Below are 20,205 nucleotides of genomic sequence, written 5' to 3'. Positions count from 1 at the left end.
ACGCCACGCCCGCTGGCAACTGGATCATGGCTGGCCGGCCCTTGACGCCAACCGCATCCAGCGTCATCGACCAATCGAAGGCCGCTTCGGCAGGTTCAGCCGCCGGGACGAACCTCGGAGTCCTCCGACATATCATTTCGGTCCTCGGCTTTGCTTTGCGCATCATGACCGCCATAGGACGCCGGCGGTTCCGGGGATGATGCTTCGCCGAGTTGCGCCTCAAATTCCTCGACCGTCGGCAGCATGTCGGACAGCGTCTCAGGAAGTGGCGAGCCGACCACGTATTCGGCCACCCCGATTGGTGTCTCGACACCGTGAAGGGCGTACTGGACGACGAGGTGGTCCTTCTCCTTGCACAGGATCAGGCCAATGCTGCGATTGTGCCCCGGCCCCTTGAGCAGATCGTCCACGGCATTCAGGTAGAAGTTCATCTTGCCGGTATGTTCCGGCTTGAACTCGCCAACCTTCAACTCGATCACGATGTGGCACATCAGTCGGGTGTGAAAGAACAGCATATCGATGTAGAATTCGCGGTCACCGACCTGCAGCGGGTACTGCGTGCCCATGAAGGCGAAGCCTTTGCCGAGTTCCAGGAGGAACTTCTTGAGGTGCTCCTGCAAACCGCGTTCGAGATCCCGTTCACGCGCTTCCGGTGCCAGCGTGAGGAAGTCGAGCAGGTAGGGATCCTTGAAGGTCTGGCGCGCCAGATCAGATTGCAGAGCCGGCAGCGTGACGCCGAAGTTGTCGGACGTGTTGCCCAGCCGCTCGCGCAGCCGGTGCTCGATCCGGTGCACCAGCATGTCACGGCTCCAACCATGCTCAATGGCGGCCGCAGCATACCAGCGGCGCGCGTCGGCATCGTTCACCTTGTCGAGGAGGACTCGATTGTGCCCCCACGGCAATCGTCCCGCAAGTTGTGGGACAATTTCTCGGTCAGGCCAGCCGGCCGCGAAGGAACGCATGTATAGCAGGTTCGTGCGCGAGAAGCCCTTCATCGTCGGGAAGGCGGTTCGCAGGTCAGCGGCCAACCGCTCGATGACCTTGGCACCCCATCCCTGTCGCTCCTGTCGGTCCAGGATCTCCCGGCCAATCTCCCAGTAGAGCACGATCAGTTCCCTGGTGGCGGCCAGCGCGGCACGCGTCTGAGCCGCCTGAACGCGTGCCTTGATGCTCTCAGCCCACTCGGCGTAGCCATCCGGCAGAACGCTCTTTGCCATGCTGTGCTCACCCTCACGCTTCGCTTTGTCCGACTATCCGCTTCGCCTTGGCATCCTGTGGGTGACATCCTCCTCATCCTTCTGGAAGAGGCTTCCCGGCTGCGGCTCCGGCAGCATCCTACCGCCGGATCCGCGACATAGCCAATTTTCGGCGCATGGCCATCAGGATCATGCCGCCGCGTCCCGCCGTTCCCAACGCTCCTTCAATTCCTGGACCGCCGCTTCGGTGAAGGTCGCCGCCTTCGGGCCGCGGTAGCGGAGCGAACATTCGTGCCGCTGGAAGGTCATGCCGGCCCGGCGCTGGGCGGAGAGCCAGTTGAAGGACCCTTCGACGATCTCCGTCTCATCGACGACCAGCGACTTGTTGTGGAAGCCAGATGTCTCCCGGACGATGGCGCCGGCGTCCGCCAGGCGCTGGAGAGCCTGGCGGTAATCATCGGGTTTCTTCCGGTTCTGCGTCGGGTCGACGTAAATGCCCACCCGCACACCACGCCCGCCGGCCGCCCGGATCAAGGCCGGAAGATTGAGGCCCTCGAAGCCCACCGCGTCCAGCGTCATGTAGGGTGAGGTGATCACGATGCGGCGCTGGGCCTGGGCGAAGGCATCGGCCAGGACCTGGAGATGGCCGTCCAGCGTGGAGATGCGTTCGATGCGCTCCTTGTCGGCCTGCCGCACGAAGGCCGGCTCGGCAAGGATGGTCGGGAACTCCGGGGTGTCGGCGATCAGGCCGAAGGTGTCCGGTCCGAGCCTGGTCCAGATCGCCTTGTCGCCGATGATGTAGAAGCGCGCCTTGGCGCGTGTGGCGGCGACGTTGAGCAGGTTCGGCTTTTCGGCCGCCCAGGCGATGCCCCGTTCCCTGGCCGGGTTGCCGCCGAGCAGCAGGATCACGGTCTGTGCCTCGCCGCCCTGGAAGGAATGCACCGTCCCAACCGAGGTCCTGATCCAATCTTCGACCACCTCGTCCGCAAGTCCGGCGAACATCTCTTCCTTGTGCTTGCGGAGCAGGGCGCGAAACTCCTCCGCGACCGAGGCGTATGGCGCGATGATGAACAGGTTGGGTGTGCCGTTCCTGTTGAGGTGCTGGGCGCGGAGCGGCTTGCCGCCGGCGTCCGTCAGGGCGGTGCCGATGTCACGGTCGAAGGCGGCGAGGCGTGCGACGATCTCCAGCGCCTTCAGGCCCTGGTCCTCGATCCAGTGCGTCGTCGGGGTCGAGGATCCCGAGATGTCGAGCCAGCAGGACGTTAGGCCGCCGGGGCCGTATTCCGGCCGCGGTCCCTTCCAGGCGCTCTCGTCCGGCGAGGGGCGGCCGAGCACCATGGAACCGCCGTAGGAGACCTGGTTGGCGATGGTGAACATGGGGTTGACGCAGCGGCGATGGACCTTCAGCGGACATCCGACCCAGACGCGGCGCTTGACCGTCACCCGGTCGCGCTTGGCGAGGAAGCCGCCGAACGGATTGACGCTGTCGGCGATGGTCTGGACCGAGGCCATGGTGGCGTCGAAACGGGGATCGCTGACGCCTTGGCGCGCCATCAATTCGCTGGAGACGGATTCCGCGATCGTGGAGACGGGTTCGATCTGCTCGGGGTCACCGACGACCATGGTGCGCCTGGCGCGCCAGATGGCCCCGGCCGCGGCTTGCGGAAGGGCTTGGCCGGCCTCGTCGATGATCAGCCAGCCGATCTGTTCCCGGCCGATGTCCTCGGCGAACATGGTCCCGACCGACGCGAAGGCGGTGGAGATGACCGGCACGACCAGGAACAGGGTGTCCCACAGATTCCGCACCGTGGCGGGATCGCTCTTGCGTACAGCCCGCAAGCCGGTCAGGTGCTGGAAGAACAGGCCGAGGTTCTCCAGGACGCGCCCTTCCGAGCAGAGCGCGAACTGCTTGTGCACCTCCAGGGCGGCGAGGAACAGGGCCTCCCGCTTGACGTCGAGTTCGTGGGAAACCCAGAGGGAGACCTTGTGGCGCTCGGCCTCGCTCAATGCGGCGAAATTCTCGGGCCTGATGAGGTCCTTCATGCCGGCGATCCGCGCTTCGGCCTTGCTCAGCGCTTCGGAAGCCATCGCATGGGCGTACATGGCCGCCCCCATCTCGCTTTTGGCCTTGGCCAAGCGGCCCTCGGCCGCCTTGACGTCTTGGGACGCCGCCTTCTGCGCTTCGCGGCAGCGTTCCAGCGCCTGGTCGGTCTCGGTGCAGCGCTGCCGGGCTGCCGCGCGCTCGGCGTCCGTGGCTTGCGCGCCCGTCCGGTTGATGAGACGGCTGAACCAGCCAGCCTCCTTGGGAAGGCGGTCGAGCGCGGCTTCAGCCCGGCGCAGCCGGTCTGCGGCGTCGTTCATCTCCGTCTCGGCGGCGGCCACGGCCTCCTTGGCCTGCTCGACCTGAGCAGTGACGTCTTGCAGGGCTAGATCGGCGATCCCGCCGGCTTCGATGGCGTCCTTGACCGCGATGGGAAGCGTCTGGAGATCCTTGAAGACCTTCAGGATGGCTTCGACCTCCGACCGGCAGACGGCGAAACGGCGGACGGCCCTGGTCCAGCCGTCCCTGGTTCCCGGTTCGTCCTTCAGCATGGACGCCAGGGTCTTGGACGCCGCGGACGGGGCGGCGCTCTTGGCGGAACCGGATTTCGGCGGCGCGCTCTGGGACGAATTCCACAGCAGTTCGGCGGCGCGGCGGCGGTTCTGGCTGTTGCCGAACGCGACGGAGATCAGCCCCCAGGCGCGGGTTTCCGGATCCGGCATGAAGTTCTGGGCGACATCGGTGAAATAGTCCAGGCCGGACAGATGTGACGGCTGGATGCTCTTGGCGTCGGGCAATTCGAGGGTGATGTTCTCGACCGCCTTGTTGTTGCTGGAGGCAACGACGATGGAGAACCCGCGCAGGCGGTCGTCGGGCGCCCAGGAGGAATAGATGTCCTTGCCGATGCGGACCTGCGGACCAGGCTGAAAGGCATCCGCGGGCTTGGCGAAGGCGGCCATGACCGCCGCGCGCTCGACGACGACCTGGGCGATGACGTCACGCAACAGGGTCGATTTTCCGGTACCTGGCGGACCGTTCACGGAGAACAGGCCGGCATCGTCGGACAGCACGTCGAAGGCGGCGTTCACCGCCACCTGCTGCATCAGCGACAGGCTGTGCCTGGCTTCGGCGGCCTGCGGATCGGTGCCGCGTGAGGGCCATTTGCCCAGCGGCAGCATGGACGGAGCCGAGAAGGCGACGGCACGGCTCTGATCGTCGGCCAGCAGGTCTTTCCGGTCGTCCTCGGGCAAGGCTGGGCCCAGATAGGCGGCCAATCCGCCACTGACCGGCTTCTTGCCGGCGTCGGCAATGACGCGCTCCAGATCGTCGAAGAAGAAGCCATTGAGCGACCCGGCGTCGGCGGGCGTGAGGGTGCCGGTCCTGTCGTTGTGGGATTGAAGCAGGATGGCGACGGTGGCGTCGTCCGGGGCTGTTCTGGGATCGATGACGGCGGCCGGCAGGCGTCCGAGGCCGGTGATGAGCACGTCGTGGGCCTTGACGATCCAGTCGCCGGAGAGCGGCATGGGCTTGTCTTCGGCATGCGGAAATGCCGCGTTGAAGGCGGCCGACAGTGTCTCCTCGGCCTTGCGGAAATCTGCGATCGTGGTGCCCAGGTCCGTGTTGCCGAGGAGGTGGGCGCATTTCCAGGCGTGGGCGGTGATCTGGAAGGAGCCGTGGACGGGGGCGCCGTCGCGGTCGACCAGGAAGGTGGCGAGGAAGCCGGTTTCCTTGCTCGGCTCCTGATAGGGGTCCGGGCTTTCCTTGATCTTGCCCTTCAGGGCGAGGACCATCTCCTTGGCGGCATCGTCGAGGTTGAGCAGGCCGATGCGGACCCGGTTGACCACCTTGACGCCGGGACGGGTGCGGAAGGCCCACTCCACGGTGTCGGTACGGTTGACGCGGGAGGTTCGCTTCCAGCGGCTTCCGCGGACATCCAGGCTTTCCTTCGGTGGTGTCATGGCCTCGACATCGAGCCAGTACGAAAGCGGCGCGAGCGAAGCAGTCATGACCAAGGACCTCCTTTCGATCAGGACGGGTCTGTTACCACCTTCGAGTGACAGGGGCAAACCAAAGCGGCTTTATGCACCCGCCGTAGTGACGGTCGCGTTGGATCTCCGGGACGTCTCCGAGCGGCCGGAAGGGCTGGTCCTGCGAATCAGGGTTTCGAAGACGAGCCAGACCGGCGACGCCAACCACATCAGCGCGCACAAGGCTATCTGGCGGGCGGGCGCCCCGAACGACCCCTGCTGCCCGGTGCGGGCTTGGGAGGAGTGGTGCGCTGTTAGGGGCACCCAGGAGCCGACGGCGCCATTGTTCGTTGGCCTCAAGAAATATGGCTGGCCGACCGACAAGCGGTTATCCGGCGAGAGCGTCGCGGACATCGTGCGGCGCCTCATCACCGCCGTGGCGCTCTCCGACGAGCCAGAAGACCGGCCCTGGCGCCGTCTCATTGAGCGCGACCGGCATGGCGACGGAACCGAGGAAGTCGTCACCGACAAGAACGGCCAACCCGTCCTGCTCGGCCGCTGGTCGGGGCATAGCCTCCGATCCGGCCTAGCGACCGAGGCCGGCCGCCATGGCCAGTCCTTGACCAGTGTCATGAAACAAACCCGGTCATACGGATCCGAAGGTTGCGGCGATCTATGTCCGCGAGGCTGAGTTGTTCCGCGACAACGTCACCGCGGCGATTTTCCGCGGCTGACCTCCCTCGCGCGGAAGATCTTCGACCGGTCCTCCTGACGACCGGTCACCCATTCGATCGCGTAAGGGCCGCGTTCACCCACCCCTTGTTCTGATCTGCCGCGCATCGGGACGGCGGTTTTCGCCTCCGCGCGACGCGGGAAACCGACACTACGGTGCCGAGGTGCCGCCTTTCACCGTCCACGATCATTCGGTAATCTCGCTGGGCGGTAAGGTGTCTGCGGGGGCATGTGGTGGCAAAGGGCAAGGGGCGGAACTCGCCGAAGAAAGGGGGGTGGCGGCCGGGAAAAAGTTCGTTCGACGAGTTGCTGAACCCTGGGCCGAAACCGGTTCGCAGCAGCGGGCGCAAAGCCCCCAAGCAGCGCAAAAAATCGGCGCAACCAACCAGCGGGTTGATCCCATCGTCTTTGTGGACGCCCATTGCCCCCGATGCCGAAAGATCGGCACGGAAGCGGCGACGGCAACAGGAAGCGGGAAAGGCGCCTGAAGGAGTCGAGCCAGCAACACCGGCGCCGCGCGCCCGCAGGATCCGCGGTGGTCCGTCGATCAACACCCTTCCACCACCACCGCTTTCTCCCCACGCGCAGAGGGAGCGGGAAAAGCGCGAGGCGTACCTAGCATGGCTTCGGGCGCAGAGAGCGGGTGTCGCAGCGGAGCCTGGCGAACAGGTTGCGCTGTTGGTTACCAGCGACGAACCGGTGCCGTCGGAAGACACCGCTGTTACGCAGCCGGTGGACGCGCCCCAGCCACTCCCTTCCGCCGCCAGCATGACCCCGGTGCCCTCAGAGCCGGCGGAGGCTGCCTACCGCACGATGCCATACCGTGGGGCGCGTGTTTCGCTGCGCCATCTTGCCGGTGACGCCGGCATTTCGAACACGACGCAGGCGAAACCGGCGAAGCCTGTGGCCAGGGCGGCTGGAACGGAGATTAAGGCCAAGAACCTGAAGGCGACGGTCGTCACGGTCCCCGGCGACCGCAGGACGCTCACGCGCCTGTCGCCCGTGCAGCGGGAGGCGTATTACCGGGACCAGGAGGCCCTGCGGATCGGCGCGAAGCGTGAGGTCAGGTGCGGTTCCGGCTGGTGCGATCTGCTGTCGTCCAGTGAAATCGTCGAGGTGAAAGAAGGCCGACACTGGCGCCATGCCCTCGGGCAGGCGCTCGCCTATAGCACATACTGGCCGGATCGGAGGCGCAGGATCCACCTGTTCGACATCGACAACGCCGTCCATCTCGCCGAGTGCGTTCGCGTTTGCGCGGCATTCGACGTGGTCGTCTCGGTGGCACAGGTCCGGCAGCGCATGGACGGGCAATAGGTTCGGCGCGAGAGCAGAAGAGTTGTTTCCGGTAAACAAGAGGGCGGCCAGTTGGCCGCCCATCTTCTCCCCGATCTTCAGGCGGCGCTTGGAAACGCCGGGGGCTTACATACTCGCTTATCAGGCCACGACCGTATCGTGTTCGCGCGCGACGGTCCTCGCCATGCGGGTTAGGGAGCAGGACGCGCCAGCGGACCTCAGCCCTTTCCGGAAGGCACCGACCGCCTCTCGATCTGGCAGCATTGATCGTGTAACGGTCAAGACGATCGCTTCGTGCGGCCGCAGACGGTGTGGATCGCCGGGCGCTTCCTCAATCACAAGCCCCCGCGAGAGCAGGAGCCAGCGCCACCGGGAGCCGTCTATGGCCGGCGCCGTTTGCCAGATCTCCAGAGCCTCGGCCGCCAGGACGGAGTGGTCGACGTCGTCAGCCAACGTGTGGAGCGCGACACGGTGCTCTCGGGCCAAGCCAAGGAGGAGGTGGTGGGCGGAGAGGGGCCCGCCGGTGTGCACGTGGATGTCGGTGCCGTGTTCACCGTTGTCGTCCATAGCCGAATCTCCTGGTTCCGGCAGCAGGATAAGGCAGAGAGGAACGAAAGGGCAACGGGGGCGGACTGGGCTTTCCGTCTTCCCCGACCACCATCAGCCGCCAGTGGAAGGCGCCACCTGACCAACGGCCCACTCCAACACTTCCGCAGGCGGAATGCCCCGGCCACGGCTGAAGTGCGGGAAGCACAACACCGGCGTCGGGGTGCCTTGAACCGCGATCTCGTATTTCCGGGCGGCTCCAGCCCGGAACACACGCGTCTGCGAGAACAGCCCGTCCTCCCGGGCCTGCGCCTCGAAGAAGGCGGCTGCGCTTGTCCGTTGCCCTGTTCCGAGCGCCACGATGGCAACCGGGCGGATGACGTCCAGAAGCCGAAGATGAGCCGCCCAACACCGTCGGGCAAGGTCGATGTATTGAGCCTTAGAGCCGGCGATCTCGTTCCAGTAGCGCTTGAAGCACAGGTTGCTGATCGGGATCTCGTAAGCCTCGTCGAGGTCCACCGATCGACCGTCAAGCAGGGTGAGGATGCGACGGATCGTCTCTGGAACCTGATCCTGCAGATCGCTCCGCCTTCCCCTTCCCCACCGTTCGGCGCGGTATTTGTGCGGCGCGCCGGCCAGCAGCGCCTCGATGTCCTGTCCGACTGTCCGTGCCTCGAGGTTTGGAAAATCCGGGATGGGCCCGGGATCCAGGCCGAGGAAGTAGATCGGTGCCGAGCGGATCGATCCGAGACGAGAGTTCACAAACTCGCCCTTGTAGGCGAGGATTTCTGGGCCGAGCCGATCACGGCAGTCTTCCACGGCACGGCGCGCGGCGAGGATGGTTCCGTCGTCAGGCGCAGGGCTCACAGCAGGCTCCGCTCGACATCCCACACCCAGGCCCCCATGGCGTAGAGCATGACCCAGGCCAGGACCAGCCCCGCGTAGAAGAGGATCCGGATTCTGGTGTCGGCGCCACGCTGCCAACAAGTCGGGACTGGAATGCCGGCAACGAACGTCCGGAAGCCGTCTTCGTCGTCGGGCACAATCTGCTGCGCGCTGGCTGGGTCGCGCAGGACGGCGATCATGCCATTGCCGTATAGGATGACCCGCGGCTGTCCAGCGACGGGATGCCGCATCCAGATGACGTCCGGCGTGTCCGTCTTCCCAAGTTCGGCCGCGTATCCACGCTGGGTCAGCGCGTGGAGCCGCTCGATCGTCGGCGGGTTGCCTTCGTCGAGGATCTCCGACAGCCCCATGCTCGTCACCGATCCCTTCGCCACGTCAGCCTCGCACCTGCCGTCCCTGCACGGCAGGCTACGATGCGACCGATGGCTTCGCAACAACGGCGAGCATGGCGGCGGCGCTGCCCCTGAAGGTGGTGATCCCTTGCGCCAGTACACACCGGGTGCCATTCTGCCGCCGGAGGTGAGCAATGACCGACATCTTGCTGCTCCTGATCTTGGCGACCCTGCTTTTTGGCAGCGCGACCGTTCTCGGGTTCTTGCACATCCTCCTGTGGGGCATCGGGGCTCTGATCGTGTTGACGATCGCCTGGGCCTTCGTCCGCGCGGTTCTGGTGGGGACGATCCAGGCGGCCGATTGCGCTGGAAAGGGGATCGGCGCGGTTGTGCACGAAGTCGGCGAGATCGCGGTGCTGGTCTGGCGCCATCCCGTCCGGGCGGGCGGCGCCGTACTGCACGGCGTCCTCCGAGTGGTGTTCGCGCCCGTCTACTACGGCCGTTACGCGATCCGGGATGCCCGGTCGGAGACTGGTTTCCAGGTGGTCATAACAGGCATCGTTCATTCGGTCGCGATGCTCTTCCTGCTGCTGATCTATGCGGCCGGCTGGATCGCCCTCGGGGGCACGGTGATGATGGCGGTGACCGGCACCGGCCAAGGCTGAAACCGAATGCCGGGCGAGAAGGTCTACACCGCGCAATCAGGCGCGATGCAGGGGATAAACATGACGGGAATGGTTGGCATCGACCACGACATGCCGATACGCACGGTCAGCGTGGACATGCCGGATCGACTGGCACGCCCCGAATGCTGGCCGCGGTCCCGCCTGCTTCCGCCAGCCGAACTCGGCGCGATCCGACGGCTGGCCAAGGAGATGGAGAGCCGCCGAGATCCATGGGAGGCACCGTTCCGCATCGTGAACGGCACTGTGGTCGCCTTCACGTCCATTGCCGGCAAAAACGGCCGGGTGCACCCACAGCCGTTTCCATGCCAGACAGCCTTCGGCGCCAGCCTCGACATTCTCATTGCGGGAAAGGCCAGCCGTATTCAGCGCCTGCAGACTCGTCTCGGGACGGCGGAATTCGAGGCGTTGAGATCTGGTCGCCTGATCATCGCGATCGAGCGCATGGGCAAGGTCGAAGGCGCCTGCGAATACGATCTCCGGGCGACGCCGGAAGCCGACGCAGCATGGACTGAGTGCGTTGGTTTCGTGGAAGGCTGTGCCGCAACGTCACCAGTGATGAACGTGCCGGAGGCGCATGCCATCGTTGCCACTTGGTCGTCGGCGTTCAGGGATTACGGCTCCCCCGATCGCAATGTCCGGATGGGGTGGGCGATGTCCCTGATGGTCCACGCGGAGACCGTGGGAGAGCGGTACGAAGACGTAAAGCATGCGACACCGACGACGCGTTTCCACCACACCCCGACACTCAACCGTCTGACGGAGGTGCTCCTGGCCACGTCGACATTCGCCGAGTTCCTGGAAAAATCGGCAATCTTGGCCGGCGACGTCCAATGTCGCCGTGATCTGGAGCGCGAACACGCGGCGCTCATTAACGACGAGAGCGCTGATGTCGCGGAGGAGCATATCGACCTTTACTGCACTGTCATGAACACGCTCGATCTTGGGCTCCGACTTCCACAGTGGACGGAGTCGGGTCGGTGTTGGACGGCCCTCGATCCGAGCACGGACGCCCTCTACCCGATCCGCATCGATCCAACGTCAATGGACGAGCACCTGGCAACGATCTTCTGGAAATGCTTGCCCCTCGCGCTGGCCATCGTTCCGCCCGGCGTCCTTGATGGTTCTGACATCCCCATCGACACAACACAGACTGAACGCGACGCTTGGGAGACGGTGCACGCCGACGACACGCCGGGAGCACTCATCGGCATCGCTGCCGACATCATCACTGAAGCCGCCATTGAGAAGCGCTGGACGATTCCACCCGGAGCGACAGTCGAGATCCGCATCGGCCCGTACGTGAGCGCGGAGTTCCACGAGGGTATCGGTGGCGTCGTCGTCATCCTGCGGACCAGCAGCCGGCTGTTTCGCGTCGCCCATATAGACCCGGAGACCGCCTACATCGATACGGTGGCCCCCAACATGGAGCACGATGACCAATCGGGTGAGGCGCTTGGTATCCTTCATGTTGTGCTGGCCTCGATCGTCCGTGATTTCTGGGTCGTCGAGGAACGGGAACGCGTCATCTCTCTCGCCGCTCCCCGAGCACCAACCGAGCGACGATCCGACCGGGACGAACCGCGCTTCGTTTATCTGCCGCGGGTGGCCTACGTCACGTCTGTGTCGGCTGACCGGGTGCGAGAGCACCTTGGGCTCAGGGATCATGGGGAGGAGGGGCAGGTCAGAGCCGGGCATATCCGTCGCTTGCCGAAAGGTTACAGAGCGAGCGCATTACAGATGGAACTCGCCCGGCGCTTCGGTCACGTCATCCCCGAGCGTCACACCTTCGTGCGGCCCCATTCCGTCCGTGGCGGATTGCGGTCGGTGGTCTACCGCAGCCGGTCCGCACTCGGTCTACTGCGCAGCGAGATGGTGCGCGTGACGACAGCCTTCCCGGAGTGGTTCGCGTTCGAACGCGACGTTGGCCGTTGGATGGAGCGCCAAGGTTTCGCCGTCGAGCACCGGACCCCGCGCAACGACGGAGGCATCGATCTGCTGTGCGTCAGGGGTGGGGAGACCTGGTTCGTACAATGCAAGTGTTGGGCGCTCCACCGGCCCGTCGGACCGGACGTAGTCCGCGAACTCGTCGGCAGCATCCAGCACCACATGCCCGACGCCAGAGGCATGGTAGTCACGACCAGCCGGTTCACCGCCGAGGCGGAGGCCGTTGCCGAGGACTGCGGCATCGTGTGCCTCGCTGGCGACGTTCTGGCCATCGAATTGCTCCACACCTGACCAATGTTCAGTCCCAGCACGATCGGAAGGATGAGCATGCACGTCGCCGTCGTCGACATCGGATCGCCTGAGAAGAAGAACCTCGGTTGGGCCATTGAGGGACCATCGCTTTCCGATAGTGGCGGCGATGTGGACCGTTTCATCGAGCGGTCTGGGGAGGTCATGCGCACCGGCCCGCTGGCGCTCGGGTTCGAGGCCCCGATGTATGTGCCGATGCGCGATTTACCGGAGTACCTGACCCGCGGCCGATCCGGCGAGGCCAACCGCCCGTTCAGCGCCGGCGCAGGCTGCGGTGCGCTGGTCACGGGCCTTGTTGTCGTGCCCTACATCCTGGCCGGACTCCTGAAGGCGTGTCCCTTCGCTACGGCATCCCTGGATTGGACAACGTTGCCGACGCGTCCCGGCGAAGTCTTCTTGTTCGAGGCGTTCGTCAGCGGCGTCGGACGAAAGGGATCGGTGACCACCGTCGATCATGTCGCGGACGCGCGGGCTGCCCTTCACCGGTTCCAGGCCAAGGCCGCAGGACCTGCGCCCATGACCAGTGACCTCGGGGACTCCGTTTGCCTGAACCTTCTGGGGGCAGCGCTCCTGCGGACCGGGTGGCCCGTCGGGGTGGGCGTGCTGTCGCAGCCATGCTTGGTTGTTAGGGCTCAGCCAGCGCTTTCGGGAGCGGTTTCGGCGTAGGCAAGTTCAAGGCAAAGGGGAGAAATGGTGTCCAATCAAATTACCGGGAACATTGGCCTTTACTACGCGTGCTTTCATCTTTCGACCATCGGATGGAATGTTATGCCGACCGCACGGAATGCTGCTGGCATCGACATCGTCGCGTATGACGGCGAAGGAGTCGCGTTCCGTGGAATTCAGGTCAAGACCGTGAGAGGGCGGAACGCCGTGCCCCTTGGGTCTACGCTCAACAAGGTAATGGGCGATTTCTGGATCATCGTCCGTCTCCCCAAGGCAGGCAGGCCCGGATCGCCACAATGCTTCGTCATGACACCGGCAGAGGTCCGAGCCGGAGCGACCAGCAACAGGGGTTCCGGGAGCAACGGGGCCTACGGCAACGATTCCGACATTATAGACATACATCAGAGTTTTCTAAACCAAACCCCTCTTTTGGAGGCCCGAGGCGTTCACTAAACCCCTGTGCATGGGCCGGTGCCAAACCTTTGAAATTGCTTAGGCGGGAATCGGCGTTTTCGGCGTTCACGAACCTATAGTTTCGTAAACACCTGTGCAGGAGGCAGTGGAATTTCGCTATCGGAGCCAGCCCTTTTCAAGGCTTGGAACTGCCACTCAGCGGGTGCTGTATCGTTATTTATCAGATGGTTGCGTTGAGAAGTGTGTCAATATTTCACGAATCGTTGCCATAGGCCAACGGAACAGGAAACCGACATAAGGGGCGGCCGGTTGCACGAAAATCCCCGCTGAAGCCGTTTCCGTACAGCCGACCAATCCGACAGGGTTTGCCGTTCACGATTTCCGGGGGCTTGCGCCGTCTCGCGAACATTTTCCGCCCCCTGACGGAAAACACATGATTTCCGACACCGCCAGCGCCAAAGTCGAATTATTGCGCAGATATCTTCTTCAGGATTCCTGATTTTGTAAGAATATTTAGCAGTTCGTCTCCATCCTTTCCTTCACATTCTTTCAAGACATCATCAGTCAAATTGGCATCTGCTGGGATATAATATTGCTCTGGCCTGCCATGGCCAGAATGTGAAATCACAACGCCCTCTGACTCGAATCCAGTTCCAAATTGACTTATTTGTAGCAAAATGCGTTGGCTCTTAATGAGGGCCTCATTATACTTGTTGACAATGTCTATGAACTTTTTCATTTGCTGCGGCATTTGACCATCCTCTTTAATGGCAATTCTGTGAATGCCCCTTGCCTCCACCTTCGTAAGGATATCATCCTGGCTTGCTGTGTCGAGTTTCACCGTGCCTTTCGTCAGAAGGGCCCAACGAAATAACATAATGATGCGCCAATCGGACTTTCTGTTCCTCTGCTACTCGGACCCCTGCTCCGTCGGCAAGTTGATGGGCTTGCCGCCGAGGACGTAAACGCTGGCAGATGTCGGGGTGCCGGGCGGCGGGGCGATCGAAGTCATGTGCTTTGCTCCTGTGATGATGGCGCTCAGGCCAGGGTCGGGTAGATTTCAGGGACGGGCGCCGGCACCGGCCGGTCGATCAGCGCGACGGCCACGGCGACAGCGCCGCGAAGGGTTTCGGAAGACATCTGCGGCACGGTCCGGCGCCAGTAGATCAGCGCATCGGACAGCGGCCCGCTGCCGGCGGGATGAACGTGCGCCATGTCGGCGAGCAGGCGCTGACGACGGTCGGGATCGAGCAGGAGAGCGCGGATCCAGGCGGCGTCAGACGGGTCAGCCAGGGCCGCCAGGGCCGCCATGCCGGCCGGCATACCAGCGTATGCGCGAGCAATGGTGCGCGTGTGCGCCAGCAGTGGGCCAGCCAAGTTGACCCAGTAATGGCCGGTGCGGCCGGCCAGCACTTCCGCATCGCTGGCTTCGAGGTCCGCGATGTAGCCCTGGGCGTTCTCCAACATCTTCTGCGATGGCACCAAGACGGCGGTGACGTTCATGACGACCTCCATCACGGCGCGACGGCTGCCGCGGTCGAGCGGCTGCCGCGGTGGACGACGATCTCGCCGATGCCGGCGCAGCCCGTCAGGCCCAGCGTTAGGGCCAGCAGCGCAGCGGCGCGGGCGGTGGTGGTGTTCTTCTTCATGGAGTGCTTCCCTCTCTGATATGCCCGCCGGCTCTTTTCGGCCGGTCGGAACGGTGTCGAAAAGCGGTGCCGGTTCAGCGCCTCCGGATGCCGATGAGGCCGAGCAGCCGGGCCGTACGGTCGAGGTCCAGCGCAGCGACGGCAGTGATCGCGCAGACGACGGCGACGACGAGCAGCGCCCGGGCGGTGTCGACATCGCCGTCGAGACCGGCGTCGGCAGCGAGGAAGCCGGCGGGAAGCGGTGGAGGATGGCGTGCCGAGGAAGACCAGGTGAACCTACACGGCGGCCAAAGCATCGGCCCATGGCTGCGTCCTGACCGTTACGGCCATGGCAGGCTCGGAAGGCGCATTCGCCTGGGTCGTCACGGCCGCCGGCGATGGCGCCGGTCAGCACGTCGGCAACGGCGTCGCACCGACGATGGAGGCGGCGATGGAGGCGGCGGAAGCCGCGGCTCGGCGGCATGCCGAGCGGGTCGAGGAGGCATCCCGGCAACTGTCGCTGTTCTAACACCGGGCCGTTGACGCGCTGCCGGTGCCGGCACACCATCATCTGGACTACGTGGAGGGGCGGCATGCGCGCGTACTGTGGGCTGAGCGACGACGAGACCCTACGTGCCGACGAGCGGAAACAGCGATGGCGCGATGAAGACGACCGCGCCATCGCAGAAGGTCGCATCACGCCGGCTGACCTGCAGCGCGCCAACTCGATGTTCACCGGCTTCGACATGGCCAAGGCCAGGCTCCGCATCGTGCTGCCGCACAAGACCCGCTGACCTTCCGCCACATCGCGCGAACGCCAGAAGAATTCTTCTGTCGAACAATTCCGAAATCAGGTCATCCCGGCGCTGAAATGTGTTGGCGTCACAACGGCTTGGCGCGATGGCCTCGCCCTATGATCATTCCTTTTTTCAGGCATTATCCCTTGCCCAGGCGCGCCCAGCCGGCGATCAGGGCGGGCGTCAGGCGGAGGTGCATTGCGGCGACGACGGCACTCCTGGCGGACGTCGGATCGAGGCGAACCAGGGCCTCCAGCAACCGCTCCACGGCCGTCTCGCTGTGGCCGCAGGCGACGTAGAGCACCAGCGGGTCGCCGTCGGCGATGGCGCGGCGGGCCCGGCTGATCTGGATCGGGTCGGCGGTGCCAGCCAGCACGGCGCCGAAGGCCAGGCGAAGGTCGTCGGGCGTCACCTGGTCGACGCTTCGGGTGCTGGCGGCGGCCGCCAGGATTTCCAAGGGCGGGCGTCGTGGTGGAAGGTCGGTCACGGAGTGTCCGGCTTGGCGCGTGCCGCCGCGGCGATGGCCTCCGCGACGCGGCCCGCGGCGACCAGTTCCGCCGGCGTCAGCCCGCAGCCGAGGACCGCACCGCGATACCAGGCGACGGACTTTAACCCGCTCATTCCGGCGTCGATGGCCGCGCGGATCACCGCCATGCGTGCGCTCCCCCGGTTGGAAGCGGCATTGTCGGCCTGGCGGAGCGCGACGGCCCTTTCGACGGCACGGGCGACCGCCGCAGGGTCGCCAACAACCACGGCGACATCGTGGGCGATGTCGTTGATGACCCGGCCGACATCGCGCGTTTCTTCCCGGCGGCGTTCCGGGCCGAGATGCCGGCAGATGTCGGCCCACGCCTCCCTCCCCTCTGGCGGCAACGCCGCCCAGAGCAAGTCAACGAGTTCCCGATCGTGCGGTGTCATCATCACCTCCGTTGGCGGCCTTTCCCCAATGGGGAAAAGCCGAACAGATCCGTCATTACTGTTGCTCCCGCTCTGCCACGCCGATGACCTCGGCGGCGATCCGCTCGGCGGGCAACCGGTCGCGGGCAGCGAGCATCGCGGCGGTCACTTCCGCGCGAAGCCAGACCGCGGCCGCGTCAGGCAAATGCGTACCGAACAGCGGCTCCTGCTGGCCGTCGCCGCTGCGGACAGGGAAGCGACCGGCTGCCCGCATCCGCTCGATCTCAGTGGTGTTGATGGCGAGATCGGCGATCACGCGCTCGCGCGACCAACCCTTTTCGAGCAGATGCTGCGCCACATCTGCTCCAGCGCTGCGCAGACTTCCCTGCCCGGCCTCGAAGCCCTCGGCGATCCGATCGGCGACGGCGCGCAGCAGAGCGGCGAGATCCGGCCACGGCGACGTTTCCGGCAGCACGACGTCGGGATCGAGCGCATGGATCCGGTACGTCGCCGACTGCCACTCCTGATCGATGTCGGCTGGGCTGGAGTAGAGCAGCGACGACGGCGAGGCGTCGAGCGCATCGAGGATGCCCTCGGCGGCGATCCGAAGGTCGACATGGAGCGCGTATGTGCGCTTCGGCCAAGCCAGGATGAACAGCACGTCTTCCATCCGGTCGTGCATCCATCTGGGTCCGTCGCCGGCACTTTCGTTTTCCAGCGCCTCCGCGATCAGGTCGAGATCATCGGGGCTGAGATCGGCAACACGACCAGACCGGACGGCATGCTCCAGTCCCTTGAACTTCAGGAAGGAGTCCGGCTCGTACCTGCGGTCGGAGCCAGGACCATCGCGGTAGCCTTCGGGCAGCAGATCGATCGTGGGCAGCGCGTGCAGCCAGACGCGCGGAAGGCCAAGAGTGAGGCCGGTGTCGACGGCCTTGCGGCGCGCCTCTTCCGGCGTCGGCAAGTTGTCGGCAGCACCCAGGAGGCGGGCCACGAGATCGAGGTGATCGTCTCGGGTCGTCATCAGTCACTCCATCCGAGTGGTATCTCTGTCGGACACGCCGAGATCCAGTGCCTCGTCGAAACCCCACCTGACGAGCGCCTGTTTCACCAGCCCGACCAAGCGCGGATGAATCATCTCACCAGGGGCCGGATCAAGAAGCGTATAGACCTTGGTCCTGGTCTGGATTGCGCTGAGATCCCGAGAGATGGACAGGACATCGGAGGTGATCCAAGGCCCTCGATGCGCAAAGCCGAGATACCGCAGCGACACGTCCGCCCCTTCGTCCCCGCTGCGGTCGCGGAGCGCGATGATGTGCCAGGCATCGATCTCGCTGACGGGCGCGTCGTCGATCTTGTCGACGATCACGCGAACGATCTCGGCATCAGACGCGATCCCAATGTCGAGGCGGTCCTGATGTCGAGCGATGAGGCGGTTCAAGTCGATGCTCATCGCCGTTTCAGCCCGCGGTCATGGTCGCTCAGGATCTGCTCACGCTTCGCCGCCGGGTCAGCGTACCGACCGCGTTCTGCCAGAAAACTGCCACCGCCAGCAACGCTGACCACTGCTCCGTCATCGTCGACAAACCTGCGGATCTCGTAGTCGATACCGGGTGTCCCCGGCACCGGCAATCCGTCGGCGATGGCGTCGATGATGTCAGGATCTGTCAGCAAGCCCTCGGCTTCGCGCTGCCCGGCGGCGCCGGCTCTTGCCACGACCAGCGCCGCCTCGATGCGCTCCAGGGCCGCGCGGCCATCTTCACCGGCAGCAGCCAGGGAGCGGATGGCGGCGATGGCGGTGTCGGCCCGGTCGTTGGTCTTCAGACGGCGGTCCATCAGGCGCCGTGGATCGTCGGCTGGCAGGTCGAGCATCGTGGCGGCGTAGTTGCTGCCCAGCACCTGAAGATCGACGTCGGCGGCGACGGCAGCGAGAAGGTGGAGCGGGTTCCGGTGGCCGGAGGCCGTCTTGGAGACCGTGCCGCTCACGACATGGCCCGGCCCGGCCGCGTTGAGGACGGTGATCCGGTAGGCATGAGCCGGCTGGCCATCGTTGCCGACGGCTGACGAGATCGCCCCCGTGACCAGCGGATGCTCGCCGGCGATTACGTCCCCGAATGGCACCAACGCCATCTGGATCAGGATCATGGACGCGTTTCCCCGGTGCCGGCCGCTTCGATGGCGTCGGCGAGCCAGACAGCACGGGGATCAGGCGCTCCGCGGGTGCGCAGGGCCCATGCGACCGCCGGCCAGACGGACTGCGGATCATCGTCCTGGGCGAGGTCTTCCGCCCACAGGCATGACGCATAATTCCGCCAGGCGTGGTCGATCAGCGCCGCCAGCCCTTCAGACAGCGCTTCCCGCTCAGGGATCGGCTGATCCCAGAAGGCGGCGTTCACCCCGCCGGCGAAGCGCAGCATCCGCGCCCTGGTCTGAGCCAGATCGACGGTCTGGTGGTACTCATCAGCCCAACGGGCGACGGCGGCCTGTGCGTGGTCGAGCAGGGCGTCGCGGCCGGTGATGCCCTGCGCGCGGGCTTCGCCGACGGACTGCAGCAGGAGAGACCGCAGGGTGGCCTTGTCCGGTGCTCCTCCCTCCAGATCCAAGTGCATGATGCCCTCCAGCGTTGTCTCTCCGCCATCAACCCTGGATATGATAACGCATGTCGCAGCCAACAGGCAGGCGCGGTGGAGGAGAGCGTGGGCAACCCGGATGAGCAGGTCATGGCCATGGTGCGGCGGACGGCCAGCGTCTGGTCCGACGACGCCGACGCTCAGGCGTGGCTGACGACGTTGCATCCGGATCTCGGCGGTCAGCGGCCCCTCGATGTCGCGGAAGACGAAGACGGTGCGCAACGGGTGATGCGGCTGCTGGACCGCATGATCTACGGCCTGCGAACCTGATCCCCGAACGACGAAGGGCGGCACGAAGCCGCCCTGTCGGTGTCGTTGTGCCCTTCGGCTGGTGCCGGGATCACTCGGCCGCGATGGCGCGGTCGAGGCTCTCCCTGACCTGACGCGGCGACACGGAAATCATGTGCAGCATCGTCCGCGAGGTCCGGTCGGGCTGTGAGCGACCCTGCTCCCAGTTGCGCAGGGTGGAGACGTCAAGACCATACCAGAGGGCGAACTCCTCCTGGCTCATGCCCTCCCGCTCGCGCAGGGCCTTCACATCCACCGTCTCCGGCGGCTCGTGGAGGGCCGCGTCGAGGCCGACCTCGGTGAGTTCCTGGATCAGGACACCGACATCTTCCACGACGGGAACCTCCACGACGACGCTGCCTTCATCCAGCAGTCGGGTCAGGGCGATGTGCGCCTTCTTCATCCCCAGGTGCCGCTGCGCCAGGATCACCGCCGCCTTCGGCGTGTTCGGCTTTGCTTCCGGCAGGACGCTGAGACGGAGGCGAACGCTTGATCCGGAAGGGACGCGGGAGACGGCCTGGATTTGCACCCGACCGCCGAATCGCTCCTTCAATGTTTGTTTGATCGACATCCATCACCTCCATGACGACCTTGGCCAACCGGATGAGCCGATGGGTACCGTATTCCTGGCTGCCGACATCGTGCCCATGCGTGTTCAGGCCCTTGAGGGTCATCACACGCGTTTCATTGTCGATGGACACCTCGGCCATGACCCAGAGCGTACCGTCCGGGGTGCCGATTTCCGCCGTCACGATCGGATCGTCCGTCAGATCGTCGTGGATCTTGATCGTGATGTCGTCCGGCGTCCATTGACCATCATATACGCAAGTTGCGCAGGCGTTGTCAATGGTTCCGACGGGATGCGGGTTCCCCGCGGCCTCCTTCGGGCTGGTGTTCGAGGCCATCCCGGCCTCCTTCTCGTTCTCAATCATT

25 protein-coding genes are annotated in these 20,205 nt (G+C 65.0%); 8 read left to right on the top strand and 17 right to left on the bottom strand.

Annotated features, from left to right (window positions below; translation table 11 throughout):
* Window positions 1-95 precede the first annotated feature (95 nt).
* Window positions 96-1,217, bottom strand: coding sequence for a PDDEXK nuclease domain-containing protein (locus tag AL072_RS32790; protein WP_063840414.1), 1,122 nt, complete (start codon window positions 1,215-1,217; stop codon window positions 96-98).
* Window positions 1,218-1,385: 168 nt separating this feature from the next.
* Window positions 1,386-5,243, bottom strand: a complete 3,858-nt coding sequence (locus tag AL072_RS32785) for a phospholipase D-like domain-containing protein (protein ID WP_045586312.1) — start codon at window positions 5,241-5,243, stop codon at window positions 1,386-1,388.
* Between AL072_RS32785 and AL072_RS32780 the strand changes: the two genes are divergently transcribed.
* Window positions 5,242-5,895, top strand: coding sequence for a site-specific integrase (locus tag AL072_RS32780; protein WP_045586313.1), 654 nt, complete (start codon window positions 5,242-5,244; stop codon window positions 5,893-5,895). The two genes, AL072_RS32785 and AL072_RS32780, sit on opposite strands and share 2 nt — an antisense overlap.
* 275 nt (window positions 5,896-6,170) lie before the next feature.
* Window positions 6,171-7,250 carry a hypothetical protein gene (locus AL072_RS35095; RefSeq protein ID WP_158511128.1) on the top strand — a complete coding sequence of 360 codons (1,080 nt, stop codon included), beginning with the start codon at window positions 6,171-6,173 and terminating at the stop codon, window positions 7,248-7,250.
* A gap of 120 nt (window positions 7,251-7,370) precedes the next feature.
* Here AL072_RS35095 and AL072_RS32770 read toward each other — a convergent pair whose 3' ends face one another.
* The 3 genes from AL072_RS32770 to AL072_RS32760 all read right to left on the bottom strand — a co-directional run bounded on the left by AL072_RS32770 (window position 7,371) and on the right by AL072_RS32760 (window position 9,055).
* Window positions 7,371-7,796 carry a hypothetical protein gene (locus AL072_RS32770; RefSeq protein WP_045586314.1) on the bottom strand — a complete coding sequence of 142 codons (426 nt, stop codon included), beginning with the start codon at window positions 7,794-7,796 and terminating at the stop codon, window positions 7,371-7,373.
* 93 nt (window positions 7,797-7,889) lie between these two features.
* Window positions 7,890-8,642, bottom strand: a complete 753-nt coding sequence (locus tag AL072_RS32765) for a hypothetical protein (protein ID WP_045586315.1) — start codon at window positions 8,640-8,642, stop codon at window positions 7,890-7,892.
* Window positions 8,639-9,055 (bottom strand): hypothetical protein, encoded by a 417-nt coding sequence (locus tag AL072_RS32760; protein ID WP_144428468.1) that lies wholly within the window; start codon window positions 9,053-9,055, stop codon window positions 8,639-8,641. The genes AL072_RS32765 and AL072_RS32760 overlap by 4 nt, the downstream gene beginning before the upstream one ends.
* 152 nt (window positions 9,056-9,207) lie before the next feature.
* Between AL072_RS32760 and AL072_RS32755 the strand changes: the two genes are divergently transcribed.
* Genes AL072_RS32755 through AL072_RS32745 form a run of 3 tightly spaced genes read left to right on the top strand, consistent with a single transcriptional unit; the run spans window position 9,208 to window position 12,618 of the window.
* Entirely contained in the window at window positions 9,208-9,678 is a 471-nt protein-coding gene (locus AL072_RS32755) for a hypothetical protein (protein ID WP_045586317.1), read from the top strand.
* Between the two features lie 6 nt (window positions 9,679-9,684).
* On the top strand, window positions 9,685-11,934 hold the full coding sequence (locus tag AL072_RS32750; protein WP_052710506.1) for a restriction endonuclease: 2,250 nt from the start codon (window positions 9,685-9,687) through the stop codon (window positions 11,932-11,934).
* A 36-nt stretch (window positions 11,935-11,970) separates the two neighbouring features.
* The gene (locus tag AL072_RS32745) at window positions 11,971-12,618 is read left to right on the top strand and encodes a hypothetical protein (RefSeq protein WP_045586318.1); all 648 of its coding nucleotides are present in this window, start codon (window positions 11,971-11,973) and stop codon (window positions 12,616-12,618) included.
* A gap of 880 nt (window positions 12,619-13,498) precedes the next feature.
* Here AL072_RS32745 and AL072_RS34750 read toward each other — a convergent pair.
* From AL072_RS34750 to AL072_RS32735, 4 genes are all read right to left on the bottom strand, one after another.
* Window positions 13,499-13,873, bottom strand: coding sequence for a hypothetical protein (locus AL072_RS34750; RefSeq protein WP_144428467.1), 375 nt, complete (start codon window positions 13,871-13,873; stop codon window positions 13,499-13,501).
* 197 nt (window positions 13,874-14,070) lie between these two features.
* Window positions 14,071-14,535, bottom strand: a complete 465-nt coding sequence (locus AL072_RS32740) for a hypothetical protein (protein WP_144428466.1) — start codon at window positions 14,533-14,535, stop codon at window positions 14,071-14,073.
* An 11-nt stretch (window positions 14,536-14,546) separates the two neighbouring features.
* Window positions 14,547-14,681, bottom strand: a complete 135-nt coding sequence (locus AL072_RS36105; protein WP_281178721.1) for a hypothetical protein — start codon at window positions 14,679-14,681, stop codon at window positions 14,547-14,549.
* Window positions 14,682-14,755: 74 nt separating this feature from the next.
* Window positions 14,756-14,977, bottom strand: a complete 222-nt coding sequence (locus AL072_RS32735) for a hypothetical protein (RefSeq protein WP_045586320.1) — start codon at window positions 14,975-14,977, stop codon at window positions 14,756-14,758.
* A gap of 32 nt (window positions 14,978-15,009) precedes the next feature.
* Between AL072_RS32735 and AL072_RS32730 the strand changes: the two genes are divergently transcribed.
* Entirely contained in the window at window positions 15,010-15,189 is a 180-nt protein-coding gene (locus AL072_RS32730) for a hypothetical protein (RefSeq protein ID WP_045586321.1), read from the top strand.
* Window positions 15,190-15,253: 64 nt separating this feature from the next.
* The gene (locus AL072_RS32725; RefSeq protein WP_045586322.1) at window positions 15,254-15,454 is read left to right on the top strand and encodes a hypothetical protein; all 201 of its coding nucleotides are present in this window, start codon (window positions 15,254-15,256) and stop codon (window positions 15,452-15,454) included.
* A gap of 142 nt (window positions 15,455-15,596) precedes the next feature.
* Here AL072_RS32725 and AL072_RS32720 read toward each other — a convergent pair whose 3' ends face one another.
* The 6 genes from AL072_RS32720 to AL072_RS32695 are packed head-to-tail and all read right to left on the bottom strand — an operon-like array spanning window position 15,597 to window position 18,963.
* Window positions 15,597-15,944 carry a hypothetical protein gene (locus AL072_RS32720; protein WP_144428465.1) on the bottom strand — a complete coding sequence of 116 codons (348 nt, stop codon included), beginning with the start codon at window positions 15,942-15,944 and terminating at the stop codon, window positions 15,597-15,599.
* Window positions 15,941-16,378 carry a hypothetical protein gene (locus AL072_RS32715; RefSeq protein ID WP_045586324.1) on the bottom strand — a complete coding sequence of 146 codons (438 nt, stop codon included), beginning with the start codon at window positions 16,376-16,378 and terminating at the stop codon, window positions 15,941-15,943. The genes AL072_RS32720 and AL072_RS32715 overlap by 4 nt, the downstream gene beginning before the upstream one ends.
* Window positions 16,379-16,430: 52 nt before the next feature.
* Window positions 16,431-17,378, bottom strand: coding sequence for a hypothetical protein (locus AL072_RS32710; protein WP_045586325.1), 948 nt, complete (start codon window positions 17,376-17,378; stop codon window positions 16,431-16,433).
* 3 nt (window positions 17,379-17,381) lie between these two features.
* On the bottom strand, window positions 17,382-17,807 hold the full coding sequence (locus AL072_RS32705; protein ID WP_045586326.1) for a hypothetical protein: 426 nt from the start codon (window positions 17,805-17,807) through the stop codon (window positions 17,382-17,384).
* Window positions 17,804-18,499: a hypothetical protein gene (locus AL072_RS32700; RefSeq protein WP_045586327.1), complete on the bottom strand. Its 696-nt coding sequence runs from the start codon at window positions 18,497-18,499 to the stop codon at window positions 17,804-17,806. Before AL072_RS32700 ends, AL072_RS32705 begins: the two co-directional genes overlap by 4 nt.
* The gene (locus AL072_RS32695) at window positions 18,496-18,963 is read right to left on the bottom strand and encodes a hypothetical protein (RefSeq protein ID WP_045586328.1); all 468 of its coding nucleotides are present in this window, start codon (window positions 18,961-18,963) and stop codon (window positions 18,496-18,498) included. The genes AL072_RS32700 and AL072_RS32695 overlap by 4 nt, the downstream gene beginning before the upstream one ends.
* Window positions 18,964-19,050: 87 nt before the next feature.
* Between AL072_RS32695 and AL072_RS32690 the strand changes: the two genes are divergently transcribed.
* Entirely contained in the window at window positions 19,051-19,254 is a 204-nt protein-coding gene (locus AL072_RS32690; protein WP_060721764.1) for an MbcA/ParS/Xre antitoxin family protein, read from the top strand.
* Window positions 19,255-19,324: 70 nt separating this feature from the next.
* Here the strand turns inward: AL072_RS32690 and AL072_RS32685 are convergent, their stop codons facing one another.
* Together AL072_RS32685 and AL072_RS35090 are read right to left on the bottom strand one after the other, a co-directional pair.
* Complete coding sequence (locus AL072_RS32685) at window positions 19,325-19,675, bottom strand: helix-turn-helix domain-containing protein (protein WP_052710508.1); 351 nt, start codon at window positions 19,673-19,675, stop codon at window positions 19,325-19,327.
* Window positions 19,635-20,204, bottom strand: a complete 570-nt coding sequence (locus tag AL072_RS35090; RefSeq protein ID WP_045586329.1) for a hypothetical protein — start codon at window positions 20,202-20,204, stop codon at window positions 19,635-19,637. Before AL072_RS35090 ends, AL072_RS32685 begins: the two co-directional genes overlap by 41 nt.
* Window position 20,205: the final 1 nt, after the last annotated feature.

The sequence above is a fragment of the Azospirillum thiophilum genome (assembly GCF_001305595.1).
Lineage (GTDB): Bacteria > Pseudomonadota > Alphaproteobacteria > Azospirillales > Azospirillaceae > Azospirillum > Azospirillum thiophilum.
The sequence above is the reverse complement of the archived record's forward strand: the minus strand, read 5'-3'. Positions and strand labels throughout refer to the sequence as shown.